The organism is Hyalangium minutum, from assembly GCF_000737315.1.
In the GTDB taxonomy this organism is placed as follows: domain Bacteria; phylum Myxococcota; class Myxococcia; order Myxococcales; family Myxococcaceae; genus Hyalangium; species Hyalangium minutum.
In genome coordinates this window covers 186900-198683 of the sequence record NZ_JMCB01000018.1, presented here as the reverse complement: position 1 = coordinate 198683, position 11784 = coordinate 186900, and the positions used below count along the sequence as shown (strand labels likewise).

Annotated in this window: 9 protein-coding genes; 3 read left to right on the top strand and 6 right to left on the bottom strand. The window is 69.1% G+C overall.

Going from position 1 to position 11784, the window contains the following annotated elements; translation table 11 throughout:
- Nucleotides 1-19: 19 nt before the first annotated feature.
- Complete coding sequence (locus tag DB31_RS45535; protein ID WP_052420503.1) at nucleotides 20-508, bottom strand: hypothetical protein; 489 nt, start codon at nucleotides 506-508, stop codon at nucleotides 20-22.
- 98 nt (nucleotides 509-606) lie between these two features.
- Between DB31_RS45535 and DB31_RS35340 the strand changes: the two genes are divergently transcribed.
- Together DB31_RS35340 and DB31_RS49800 are read left to right on the top strand one after the other, a co-directional pair.
- The gene (locus DB31_RS35340; protein WP_157232323.1) at nucleotides 607-804 is read left to right on the top strand and encodes a hypothetical protein; all 198 of its coding nucleotides are present in this window, start codon (nucleotides 607-609) and stop codon (nucleotides 802-804) included.
- On the top strand, nucleotides 794-1471 hold the full coding sequence (locus tag DB31_RS49800; protein ID WP_044196326.1) for an imm11 family protein: 678 nt from the start codon (nucleotides 794-796) through the stop codon (nucleotides 1469-1471). Before DB31_RS35340 ends, DB31_RS49800 begins: the two co-directional genes overlap by 11 nt.
- A 14-nt stretch (nucleotides 1472-1485) precedes the next feature.
- On the opposite strand, the gene DB31_RS35330 is transcribed toward DB31_RS49800, so the two are convergent.
- Together DB31_RS35330 and DB31_RS35325 are read right to left on the bottom strand one after the other, a co-directional pair.
- Nucleotides 1486-3621 carry a serine hydrolase domain-containing protein gene (locus tag DB31_RS35330; protein WP_044196324.1) on the bottom strand — a complete coding sequence of 712 codons (2136 nt, stop codon included), beginning with the start codon at nucleotides 3619-3621 and terminating at the stop codon, nucleotides 1486-1488.
- Nucleotides 3621-5375 carry an SGNH/GDSL hydrolase family protein gene (locus tag DB31_RS35325; RefSeq protein WP_052420502.1) on the bottom strand — a complete coding sequence of 585 codons (1755 nt, stop codon included), beginning with the start codon at nucleotides 5373-5375 and terminating at the stop codon, nucleotides 3621-3623. The genes DB31_RS35330 and DB31_RS35325 overlap by 1 nt, the downstream gene beginning before the upstream one ends.
- Before the next feature lie 311 nt (nucleotides 5376-5686).
- On the opposite strand from DB31_RS35325, the gene DB31_RS35320 reads away from it, so the two are divergent.
- Complete coding sequence (locus DB31_RS35320) at nucleotides 5687-7510, top strand: DUF885 domain-containing protein (RefSeq protein WP_083969080.1); 1824 nt, start codon at nucleotides 5687-5689, stop codon at nucleotides 7508-7510.
- 83 nt (nucleotides 7511-7593) lie between these two features.
- Here DB31_RS35320 and DB31_RS35315 read toward each other — a convergent pair whose 3' ends face one another.
- Genes DB31_RS35315 through DB31_RS35305 form a run of 3 tightly spaced genes read right to left on the bottom strand, consistent with a single transcriptional unit; the run spans nucleotide 7594 to nucleotide 11710 of the window.
- Nucleotides 7594-9513, bottom strand: coding sequence for a transglutaminase TgpA family protein (locus tag DB31_RS35315; RefSeq protein ID WP_044196322.1), 1920 nt, complete (start codon nucleotides 9511-9513; stop codon nucleotides 7594-7596).
- A complete protein-coding gene (locus DB31_RS35310) occupies nucleotides 9510-10718 on the bottom strand; it encodes a DUF58 domain-containing protein (RefSeq protein ID WP_044196320.1) in 1209 nt (402 codons plus the stop codon). The genes DB31_RS35315 and DB31_RS35310 overlap by 4 nt, the downstream gene beginning before the upstream one ends.
- 8 nt (nucleotides 10719-10726) lie before the next feature.
- Complete coding sequence (locus DB31_RS35305) at nucleotides 10727-11710, bottom strand: AAA family ATPase (protein ID WP_044196318.1); 984 nt, start codon at nucleotides 11708-11710, stop codon at nucleotides 10727-10729.
- Between the last annotated feature and the right edge of the window lie 74 nt (nucleotides 11711-11784).

Here is an 11784-nt window from a genome sequence, read left to right as displayed (position 1 = left end):
ACGGCCTCGGGGGCGGCGCTCAGGGGGCTCGGATGACGCCCATGGTGGCGCGTGGGGGAGGGTAGACCTTCTCCATCACGAAGCCGATCACGGGCCAGTCGTAGGTCTTCCACCGGAGCTCATCGAGGCGCTCCTCGAAGGTGAGGTGCTCCAGGGGGGCTTCCTGGGCGCCAAGCTTCACCAGGACGGGGAAGAGCAGCACGGCCACGAAGGCGGCGGCGGTGGCCATGGCGGCGGCCACCCGCATCCGGGCGCGCTGCAGGCCCACGGGGCAGTCACGCGTGAGCAGGGTTCCGTCCCAGCGGCGGTAAAGCCTCATGCAGAGCTGGCCGTTGGTGCGCATGACCAGCGCTTCGACTTCGGCGGCCGTGAGCTCCTTCACGTTGTAGACGTTGAGCTTGCAGCTGGCGCAGTGGCGGACCCGGTCATCCCCCTTCATTCGGTCCCATCGCTCGTAACAGGGCGACGCCACCTGGAGCTTCTGAAGGTCGAACTGGCTGTTCGTCATAAGGCCCTCCGGGAGCCTGCATTCTCGCACAAGGCGTGAAAGAGGACCACGAGGCGGGCCTCATTCGACCGGGCCACCGAACGTTTACGATGTGGCGCATGCTACCGCTCTTGGTGCTGTTCGTGGCTGCTCAGGTTCCCGCCGTTCCCGGCCAAGACTGGCACCGCAAGGTGGATCAGGAGATCATCGAGTGGCTCAGGCGCTACGACAGAGCAACGCCGGAGCAGTTCATGAAGAAGCTGAGGGAGATATACGGCCGCGAAGATATGGTGCGGAGGTTTCCTAATGGCTTCTGACGTCTCTGCAAGCCCGCGCTTTTTCGTGCTCAAGGATGAGCTGTTCGGGAGCCACGACACCAAGTTCAGCACGGTCGAGCCGATCCATCTAGGCGATGCCCACCGTTGCCCGCAGTGCGGTGAGCCTATCGGCATGTTGCCCCAAGTACCGCCCTTCCGAGGCGTGCTTGAGTTGTATGGAGCGGCCCTGGGGGACTTCGTTGAGTCGAGTGGCTATGACTTTCTCATCTCCGAGCGGATGGCTGAGGCCTTTCGAGCCGAAGGGCTGACAGGACTGCTCGGCTTCCATCCCGTCGAAGTAGTCCGGGTGCACAGAAAGCGCAGGGGACCCATTCCCAGTACGGTTCCCCGCTACTTCGCCGTCACCGCCTGCTTCGGGCGCGGAGCCGTCGACGAGGCACGCAGCCTCATCCGCCGCGATGAACCGGTAACGTGCCCGGAGTGTCGCGGCAGTGGCGCCGACACCATCCATGGCTTCACCCTGGAGCCGGGGACCTGGCAAGGGGAGGACATCTTCCGCCCCCGTGGCCTTCGAGGGGACATTGTCGTCTCCGAGCGCTTCGCCGAGTTCGTCCAGCGCCACGGCTTCACGAACATGAAGCTGACGCCCATCGAGCAGTTCGTCTGGGATCCGGGCCACAAGGGGCCACCAGCCCCTTCCTCCTGACCCCACGCGGGTTGCTACGGCGTAGGTGTGCTCTGGAGCATGGGAGGGGAGGGCGTCAGCTCCTTCACCCGCTCCAGCGCCGCCCGGGCTTCCTTGGGGTCACCCATCTCCTGCTCCCGAGCCGCCAGGGCCTGCCACAACGACGCCGCACTCGGGTGCAGCTTTACCGCCAGCCGCAGTACATCGAGCGCCTGTGGATGGCGCTTCGCTCGCGCCAGCAGCTTCTCCGGCGAGAGCACATCCGGCCCGGCTGGCCGCTCCAGGGCCCTCCGGTAGAGCAGCTCCGCCGCCTCGGCGTCTCCCGCCACCAGGAACGCATCCGCCCGCGCCAGCAGTGTCGGGATCGAGCCCGGGTGGTACTTCACCGCCCAGTCCAGCAACCGCGCCGCCTGGTCCGGGGCCGTCTTCGGCGCCTGTGCCAGCGCAATCAGCTCCTCCGAGTAGTCCGGATGCACCGGCGCGTCCTGAAACGCACGCTCCAGCGCCGACAGCGCCACATTCAGATCCGGCGTCGTCCGCAGCAGCAGCGTTCGGAACTCCGGCGCGTTCGCCTTTCGCCACGGCCCCACCAGCCTCGCGATGTCCGCTCGCAGCCCCGGAGAGAACCGCAGCGGCTCGGGGCAGTTCTCCTTCTCACAGGCCCTCAAGTACTGGTCGAAGAAGCCCAGCGCTCCTTCCGCCGGATAGGCGTTCAGCGCCTCGGGCCCGAACGCGGCGGCGATCCGCTCCGCCATCTGCATGCCCACCCGGATGAACAGCCGCCCGGCGTTCGGGTGGTGAGACTGCTTCACCTGCTTCTGCGCCGCCCTCGGGTCCGCGGCGATGTTCTCTCGCGACAGCAGCTTCGATACCTCGGCGAAGGCGCTCGGAAGATCTCCCGGCTCCACCGGCTGGCCGAAGCCCTCTCGCTGGAACGTGTGGAAGGCCCGACCATACGAGTACATCCGGAACAGGGCCTCGTGGAGCACCTCGTCCTCCGTCGCCGTCGAATGCACCGGGCGCCGCCGAGCTCCGCCCTCCAGCAGCACCTCGAGCAGCGAGCCGTAGATGTCCCGCAGCAGATCGTCCTGGCCCTCGACGTTCGTCGCCAGCGCGATCACCACGTGCTCGGCCGGGAGCATCAGCAGGAACGTGCTCGTCTCCGGCTGTCCGCCCGCGTGCGCCACCACGTAGTGGCCTCGCACCGGGTACGTCGCGAACCCCATCCCGTAGTCCGTCAGCCGCCCGTCCCGCGTCTCCATCGACACCTGCATCATCCGGGTCGTCTCGGGCTTCACCAGTGTGCTTGCGACCACCGCCCGCCCGAACGCCAGCATGTCCACCACCGAAGCCCGTGCCCCGCCTCCGCCGAACCGCGACGACAGATCCAGCTTGTGCGAGTGCGCCAGCCCTCCAGGCCCCACGCGATAGCCCACCGCCTGCCAGCCATCCCGCGTCCGGAAGTCATCCAGCGCCGCGTGCGTCATCCCCGCAGGGCCGAACACCTTTTGTTGCAGCACCGTCCCGAACGGCTGCTGGGACACGTTCTCCACCAGCGCCGCGAGCAGGTTGAATCCATACGAGGTGTAGACGTACTCGGTGCCCGGCTCCACCACCAGCGGCCAGTCCTTGAAGATCGCCAGCGCCTCCGCCGTGCTCATCCGCTTGGTCAGCCGGTTGTCCTTCGCCGGGTCCTTATAGTGGCTGATCCCGCCCAGGTGCCCCAGCAACTGCCGCACCGTCACCGTCCACGGTTTCTCCGGGAAGTCCGGCACCCACTTGCGGATGTCATCGTCGAGCGACACCTCGCCCGCCTCCACCAGCTGCATCACCGTGATCGCCGTGAAGGACTTGGACACCGAGGCCATCCGGTACGTGGTCCTCGGCGTCGCCTTGAGCCGCCGCTCCACGTTCCGGAAGCCGAAGCCCGCCGTCCACGCCTCGTCTCCCCGCACCACGCCTACTGAGAGCCCGCCGAGCTGGCGGCCCTCCAGTTGTTCGCGGATCCGCGCCTCCAGGACGCGCGTCACCTCGGGCGGGAGCGCTTGCGTGCCCGGTGGGAGCTCCAGGGGTACGGGCTTGCTCTTCGCCTGTGCCGCCACCGCCGTGGACAACAGGAGTCCCAGCGTGACGAGCACACGCGGGAGGAGCTTCGAGTGAAGGAACCGCATCAGGGCGTGCTCTCCGCCGTCGTGAGCATCGAGTCCTGCCGGACCAGCTCCGCCAGCAGCCAGGCCCCCACCGTCCCACCGCGATCCATCGGATCCTGGAGGTCCTCGGGCAGGGGAGGCAGCGTCACCGGGAGGCAAGGCTCACCTTCCCAAGCCAGGTTGCTCGCGGGCACCAGCGAGGCACAGCGCAGCGTCGCCAGTCCGTCCTTCGCCAGCGGCTGGGGCAGCGGCTGCGCAGTCCCCGAGTCCAGCACGAGCCAGCGCGCCTCCTCCGAGCGCGGCGTCCAGGCCCTCGCCGCCGCGAGCAGCCGCTGGATGCCTCCCGCCATCGGATCCTTCGGATCGCCTGGAATGAGCGCCACCGGTGGGGCCCGCCTCCAGGGATCCACCTCGTTGGAGAGGGGGGCTCCGCCCAGCAGCGTGGTCCAGGCCGCCACCAGCGCCTCGGGCTGCTCGGCGCGCGGCGTCTCCGACCAGGACTTCAGCAGTGCGTCCGAGATCAGCGCTCCCAGCAGGTCCAGCCCCTTGCCTCGCGGGTGCACCAGATCGTCGTGCACCAGCCCCTTGGTGTGGAAGCGCTGCAGCGAACCCGTGCCTCCCATCGCCGCGAACAAGTCGAAGAACGCACAGCCCTCGGCCAGTGCGATCTTTCGCTCCAGCTCGATGACTTCGAGCAGGTCGGCCCGCTGCTGGAATGGCTTCGACGCGTCCGGGCCCAGCACCGCATCCAGCGGCCCCACCAGCAGGCACGCCGAGGTGGGAGAGCCCAGCTTCACGCGCTGGATGAACCCGTGCAGGTCGCGCTCCACTTTGTCCATCGTCGAGCGCTTCCACTGCAGTCTCTTCACCTCGTTGCCTCCCAGCATGATCAGCACCAGCGCCGGAGACCGCGTGCCGAGCTGCTGCGTCACCGCCTCTTCATCCGCCGTGAGGAAGAGGCTCGCGTCCGCTGCCGGCACTCCCAGCGTGTCCAGCACCAGCCCCGCTCCCGGACGATCCAGCACCAGGCCCTGGATGATCGTGCCCTTCTTGTGAGCGATGAGCTCCAGCGTCTTCGCGCCCTCCGGCAGCGTGAACTCCGTGAGCTGTGAGTGGCCGTCATTCTTCGGCTCGGTCTGCACCAGCGGCTTGCCATCCACGCGCAGCTCGATCGGGCCCGCTCCCTTGTCCAGCCAGAAGAGGGAGCCCTGCGTCTCGCCCTTGATGGCGAAGCGCGAGCGCGCTCGCGGCGCATTCGAGACGTGCACCACCCCCGAGAGCCCGATGGGCACGGGAGAGGGTTTGACGTCCCCCACCGTGTACACCTGCCACCCGTCCGCTGACGTGCCCGTGCGGACCCTCGCGCCGTAGTCCGCGATCCGGTCCACCAGGAGCAGCCCCCGGCCCCCGTTCCCAAACAGGTTCATCAGATCATCCCGGACGACGTCCACGATGCGGTCCGCCGCGATCAGCGAGTTGCCGAACGCCGCCACTGTCACTCTCGAAGCCGCGCTTCCCGCGCGAAGGTTGTCCAGCGAGGTGAAGAATGGATCCAGCGAGCTGCGCGCGCAGAACGGGCCCGCCCACTCGGTGCACGGATTCTCGATGACGCTACCCGGGGCCTTGAGCACGGTGGCCAGCTTGAAGAGCTCCTGGTCCTGCCGCGAGGGCTCGGGCAGTCGCCGCGAGGGCAAGGGCGCCAGCGCACGCGCGATGGTCCGGGCCGCCGCGAGCCTCACCGCGTCCCGATCCGCGGGCGGTTCCGCAGCGGGCACCTTCAGTGCTTCGGCGGGAGGTGGCGGCGGAGCAGGCTCCCCAGGCGCACCTTGAGAGCGAACCGAGACCAGCCCAACGGCGGCGACGACCAGGGCGATGCCTACGGCCGCGAGCCGTCGGTGTGCCGCCCCACGCTGAGAGACCCCCAGAGGGGGCTGAACGTCCATGCGGCGAGTCTAGCCGCACGGCGTCGGCTGGCGAGAGAGCAGCCAGAGAAGCACGCTCCGTGAAACCGCCTAAGTGCTTGGATTCCCTGGGACGATGGATGGACCCTCTCGGCCAGGGGGAGCTGTGCCAGAGTCCGCCGCCCATGAAGACCCGTACTGCGCTGCTCTTGCTTGGGCTGCTCGTCTCGGCATGCGCCACTTCGTCCTCCACGGCTTCGGCTTCGGCTTCCAGCGCCGCTCCTGCCGCCTCTCCCGAAGATGCACGCTTCGCCGCGCTCCTGGACGAGGAGTGGGAGTATGACCTGCGCGAGTCGCCCCTCTTCGCCACCTTCGTGGGCGACCTCCGCTACAACGACCAGCTGGACGACATGTCCCTCGAGGCCATCGAGCGTCACAAGCAGCATGCCCGCGAGCTGCTCGAGCGCCTCAAGGGCTTTGACCGCTCGCGCCTGTCCGAGCCTCGCCAGCTCGACTACGACCTCTTCCGCCTGAACGCGGAGATGGCCGTCGAGGGCCAGCGCTTCCCCGAGGAGTATGTCCAGATCAGCCAGCTCGGCGGCATCCACGACATGATGGCCCAGGTCGCCCAGGCCGTGCCCAAGCGCAACGTGAAGGACTTCCAGGACTTCGTGAAGCGCCTGCGCGCCGTGCCCACCCTGGTCGATCAGGCCATCGCGCTCATGCGCAAGGGCCTCGAAGCGGGAGTCACCCCGCCCAAGGTCACCCTGCGCGACGTGGCCGGCCTCATCCGCAATCAGATCGTCGACTCGCCGGAGAAGAGCCCCATCGTCAGCGCGCTCTTCGAGGGACTCCCGCCCTCGCTCAAGCCCGAAGAGGCCCGGCTGCGCGCCGAAGTCACCGCTGCCATCGGCGAGGCCGTGCTGCCTGCCTACCGCAAGCTGCTGGTCTTCTTCGAATCCGAGTACGCCCCTCGCGCTCGCGAGGCGATTTCCATGTCCGCGCTCCCGGACGGCCAGGCCTGGTACGCCTACCGGGTGAAGGAGATGACGACCACGGAGCTCTCCCCGGACGCCATCCACGCGATCGGCCTCTCCGAGGTGAAGCGCATCCGTGCCGAGATGGAGAAGGTGAAGGCCGCCGCCCAGTTCAAGGGCACGCTGCCGGAGTTCACGCGCTACCTGCTCACGGACAAGCGCTTCACCTTCGGCTCGCGCCAGGAGCTGCTCATGACGTACCGCGATCTGGCCAAGCGCATCGATCCCGAGCTGCCCAAGCTCTTCGGCAAGCTGCCGCGGCTCACCTACGGCATCCGCCCCGTGCCCGAGTTCTCCGAGAAGACCGTGCCCGCCGGCTACTACAACCCGGGCTCCGTAGAGGCGGGCCGCGCCGGCATCTTCTTCGTGAACGCCTATGACTTGCCCTCGCGCCCCCGGTGGTCCGCCGACGCGCTCGTGCTCCACGAGGCCGTGCCCGGCCACCACTTCCAGATTGCCCTCGCGCAGGAGCAGGGAGAGGTGCCCCAGTTCCGCCGCCATGGCCACTACGGCGCCTACGTCGAGGGCTGGGGCCTGTATGCCGAGTCGCTCGGGGAAGAGCTCGGCGTGTACCAGGATCCCTATGCCCGGTTTGGCGGGCTGGCCTCGGAGATGCTCCGCGCCATCCGGCTCGTGGTGGACACCGGCCTCCACTCCAAGGGGTGGACCCGCGACCAGGCTCTCGCGTTCTTCCGCGAGAACTCCGGCGAGCCCGAGAACGACATCGTCGTCGAGGTGGATCGCTACATCGTCAACCCGGGCCAGGCGCTCGGGTACAAAATGGGCGCACTGAAAATTCAGGAGCTGCGCGCCGCCGCCGCCGCCGAGCTGGGGCCGCGCTTTGATGTGCGCGCCTTCCACGATGTGGTGCTCGGCTCCGGCGCACTGCCGCTGTCCATCCTGGAGAGCCGGGTGAAGGCCTGGGTGGTCCAGCAGAAGGCCGCCCCGGTGCCGGCGGCTCCCGCCCGCTGAGGACAAAAAGAAACCCCGAGTCATCTGAGACGCCACGGAGGGCTCGGGTTGGGGTGGTGCCCCTGCTCGAGGGGGAGCGGGGCTCACCGCTCCTGACGGAGGTGGCGCTCCAGCTCCGCGGTAAGACCCCCGAGCGAGGCCCCATCGACGGGGGCGCCGCCATAGCGCGCCTGCCGGTAACGGGTGAGGAAGGCCTCGGCCAGGGAGCCGGCGCGGTCTCCGCGGGTGGTGCGCAGGCGGTGCAGCAGCTCCTCGTCGGTCTCGGTGGGGCTGGGAATGAGGCCCGCGCCCCGCTTCATCGCCCGGAGGTAGCGAGCGTAGGCTGCGGCGAGAGCGGGGCTCTCTCCGCGCAAGGCTGCTCGGGCCTGGGAGACGCGGCCTCTCCGGTAGCGCGCCAGCAGCCGCCAGGCCAGCCCAGCGAGCACCAGCAGCCACGTCACCGGGGAACTCGCCACCCCGGAGAGGGCTTCTGAAGGGGAGTTCCACAGGCGCGCGAGCCCACGCCGGAAGGCCGAGGTGAAGGCCTGCCACGCGGCTCCGAGTTGGCCCGGTGCCTTCTGCGCCATCAGCGCTTCCCGGCTGCGCCACGGGGTCGGATCAAAGGGAACGAAGCGGCCCTCTTCCTCGAGATAGACCTCGACCCATGCGTGTGCATCCCGGGAGCGCACGAGGAAGGCGTCCGAGTAGGGGTTTTTCTCCTGAGGCACGAAGCCACCGGCCAGCCGCGCGGGGATGCCTTGGGCGCGCAGCAGCGCCGCCATGGCGCTAGCGAAGTAGGTGCACCAGGCGGCCCGTTTCTCGCGGATGAGTACGGCCAACGGGCTTCCCTCACCGCGCAGATCGACGGACAGCGAGTACTCGTAGTTGTCGCGGAACCATGCCTCCAGAGCTTCGGCGCGGGCCCGGGAGGTGGTGGCGCCGCGGGTGAGCTGTTCCGCCAGCGGCGCCAGCTCCTCCTTCAGCGCGGGAGGCAGGGAGGTGAGGAGCTCCGTGGGCGGAGGCTCGGGGGGGAGCTGTTCCCGCGCCGAGGAGCGCAGGGTGAGGGTGGTTCCACTGCGCCCCTCCGCACGCAGCGTCCAGCCTCCTACCACCCGGACCTCGACACCCTCGACCGAGTAGGTGCCAGCGGGGGCCGGGAGCTGGTTGCGCAAGGATTGTTGCAGGGTGAGCTCGGTGGTGCGCTGCGCTTCTCCGGGCGCGGGCTTGGGCAGTGTGAGCCGGGTCTGCTCCAACGGGGGCGACGTCATCCACCGAGTCCCATTGAAGACGTCGAACACGGAGGTCCTCAGCCGCTGGACCTCGTCGCCCCGCAGCTCCAGGAGGAGCAGATCGGTGTCGGGCATGCTTCCCTGGCGCTCGAGAGGGATCTCCGACTGCAAGGCGAGGCCCGAGCTGGGCGACATGCTCGACATCATCCGGAAGACGGTGTCCGTCAGCACGCCCTCGCTGGCGCGCACGAAGCGCCACAGGCCGAAGGCCACCCCGAGCACCACGAGCGCGAAGACGCCGAAGCTCAGTCCTCCCGTGAGCCCTGCCTGGCCGATGCGCCCTCTGAAGAATGCGAGGGCCAGGAGGCTCAAGATGACGGCCGCCATGCCCACGTACACGGGGGCGCCGCCCCGGACGGTGACGCTCAGCGACGACAGGAGCAGGGCATAGGTGAGGGCGTAGACCCGCCGGCCGCAGAGGGCACAGAGGGTGGTCAGCGCCACCAGGGCGCCGCACAGCGGGCCCATGAAAGCGGGGGGGATGGGAGCGGGCACCGGCCACAGTCCGCTCAGCACGAACCCGACCACGCCTCCCCCGAGCGCGGAGATCAACAGCAGCGGGGACGAGTAACGAGGCTGCTTGCCGAGGATCAGCCCGGTGGCGAGCACGACGGCGGCGGGGATGCACAGCAGCCAGCGCTCGTGGGCCAGCGCGTGGAGAGCGAGCGCGGCGAGCGCGGGCAGCATCTCCATGCCCCGCTCCAGGCGCGAGGGCAGTGCGTCGTCCTGGCTCATGGCAGCTCCACCACCTCATCGGGAGCGAGCCCCTCGGGCCGGCGATCCGGGCGGACGGAGAGCACGCGGACCGCCACGCCGTGGGCCTTCAGCTTGCGCAGCAGCGCTGCGCGTGGCTCGTCCCAGTCCATCATCACGAGGATGACAGCGGAGAGCTTGCCAGCCTCGGGCAGGAGTGCGGCCTCCAGAGCGTGCATGTCCAGCCGATCCTCGGACTCGAGGCAGGCGAGGATCTCCAGGATGTGCTCGAAGTGGGCGAGGGCGCGGCCCGCCTGGAAGTGGAACACCTGGGAGCCAGCCGCGAAGATGTCGATGATGTACTCCTGGCGGGCGAGCACGTCCGCGATGCCGGCGGCCAGTGAGAGGCTGCGCTCGAACAGGGCTTCGTCCTCGGAGCTGCGCGTCTCCACATCCAGCACCATGGCCAGCCGGACGAAGTACTCCTCTTGATACTCCTTCACCACGAGCCGGCCCGTTCTCGCGAGCGAGGGCCAGTGGATGTCACGGGTACGGTCTCCTTCGCGGAACTCGCGGGTGCCGGCCAGCTCGGTGGACTCGCCCACGCTGGAGGCGATGGGGATGCCGCCCGGCTGGTAGTTGCGCCCGTGGGGCACGTCGAAGCGCTCCAGCGGGGTGAAGCGTGGGTAGACCAGGAGTCGATCCTTCTCCGTCGTGCGGCGGGGCATCTTCACCAGCGCGGAGGGGAAGAAGCTGGAGGCTTGGAGCCAGGGCAGCTCGTAGGCGCCGCGCGTGGCGCAGACGAGGGACAGGTTCACCTCGGCGCGCTCGCCTGGAGCGAGCACCTCGATGACAGGGGGCTCGTCGAGGAACTTCAGCTCTGGGGGCAGGCTGCGCTCCTCCACCACGACCTTGCGAGCGGGGCGGCGGCCGCGATTCTCCACGACGACGCGGTACTGCAAGGTGTCCCCGGCGGAGACGGGGGGTGGCAGGCGCCGGGAGAGCTTGAGGCGTGGCCGGAAGGGCAGCCCGGCCGAGACGCCACCGACGAGGAGTCCGGCACAGAGGCAGAAGAAGACGATGGCGGGCTGGAGTCCCCAGAGCATCATCAAGCCGGCGGCGCCCATGGCCCAGAGCACGGACTGGCCGAGAGGCGTGAGCCAACCGCGGTAGCGCTCGGCCAGGATCCGGACGAAGCGGTGCTCCTCCGGGGGCATCATGAAGGACCAGCGGCGGCGGCGAGCCATGGCGGAGCCTAGCGGGGCAGCGGGACGGAGGAGACGAGCTCGCGCGTGAGGCCCTGCTTGTCCGTGCCGGCGTAGCGGGCTCGGGTATCCAACACCAGCCGGTGGGTGAGCACCGGCACCGCCATCGCCTTGAGATCCTCCGGCAGCACGAAGTCCCGGCCACTCGCGAGCGCCCGGGCCCGGGCCATCCGGGCGTACAGGAGCGCTCCGCGTGTAGAGACTCCCAGCCGCACGCTGGCATGGCCTCGCGTGGCGTGCACCACGCGCAGCAGGTAATCCGCGACCGAGGCCTCCATTCGCACTTCCTCCACGGCTCGCTGCAGCGCCACCACCTCCTCCAAGGTGCAGACCGGCTCCAGCGGTGTGGCGGGCTTCGGTCCGCGTTGCTCGGTGAGCAGGGCTCGCTCCTCGGCCTCGGGCGGGTAGCCGAGCGAGAGCTGCGCGGCGAAGCGATCCAGCGAGGCCTCCGGCAGTGGATAGGTGCCGTGGAACTCCACCGGGTTTTGCGTGGCGATGCACAGGAACGGCGAGGGCAGGGTGCGCGTCTCGCCATCCACCGTCACCTGCTGCTCGGAGAGCCCCTCCAGCAGCGCCGACTGGGTGCGCGGCGAGGCGCGGTTGATCTCATCGGCGATGAGCACGTTGGCGAAGATGGGGCCCGGCTTGAACCGGAACGTGCCGTCCTGGGGGTTGAACAGCGAGGTGCCGACGATGTCCGTGGGCAGCAGATCCGGCGTGAACTGAACCCGCTTGAACTGCCCGCCCATGCTCACGGCCAGCGCCTTCGCCAGCGTCGTCTTCCCCGTGCCCGGCACGTCCTCCAGCAGCACGTGTCCGCCTGCCGCGACGCAGCACAGCACCAACTCCAGCGCCTCGCGCTTGCCCCGGATGGCCTTCTCCAGGCTCCCCAGCAACCGGGTGATGAGGGTGCGAGCCTTCTCGGCCTGCTCGGCGCTCGGAGGAGGGGAGATCGGGGCGGATGCCGTACGCATGTTCGCAGCGTAGCAGTCCCTGCCCGGCGCTCGGAGGGGGGAACGGCCAGGGAGCGTGACAAAGGCCCGGACTC

What these genes read in the sequence shown, in the direction of transcription:
- DB31_RS45535 (WP_052420503.1), bottom strand. Translation starts at nt 508, where the DNA reads ATGACGAACAGCCAGTTCGACCTTCAGAAGCTCCAGGTGGCGTCGCCC.
- DB31_RS35340 (WP_157232323.1), top strand. Translation starts at nt 607, where the DNA reads ATGCTACCGCTCTTGGTGCTGTTCGTGGCTGCTCAGGTTCCCGCCGTT.
- DB31_RS49800 (WP_044196326.1), top strand. Translation starts at nt 794, where the DNA reads ATGGCTTCTGACGTCTCTGCAAGCCCGCGCTTTTTCGTGCTCAAGGAT.
- DB31_RS35330 (WP_044196324.1), bottom strand. Translation starts at nt 3,621, where the DNA reads ATGCGGTTCCTTCACTCGAAGCTCCTCCCGCGTGTGCTCGTCACGCTG.
- DB31_RS35320 (WP_083969080.1), top strand. Translation starts at nt 5,687, where the DNA reads ATGAAGACCCGTACTGCGCTGCTCTTGCTTGGGCTGCTCGTCTCGGCA.
- DB31_RS35315 (WP_044196322.1), bottom strand. Translation starts at nt 9,513, where the DNA reads ATGAGCCAGGACGACGCACTGCCCTCGCGCCTGGAGCGGGGCATGGAG.
- DB31_RS35310 (WP_044196320.1), bottom strand. Translation starts at nt 10,718, where the DNA reads ATGGCTCGCCGCCGCCGCTGGTCCTTCATGATGCCCCCGGAGGAGCAC.
- DB31_RS35305 (WP_044196318.1), bottom strand. Translation starts at nt 11,710, where the DNA reads ATGCGTACGGCATCCGCCCCGATCTCCCCTCCTCCGAGCGCCGAGCAG.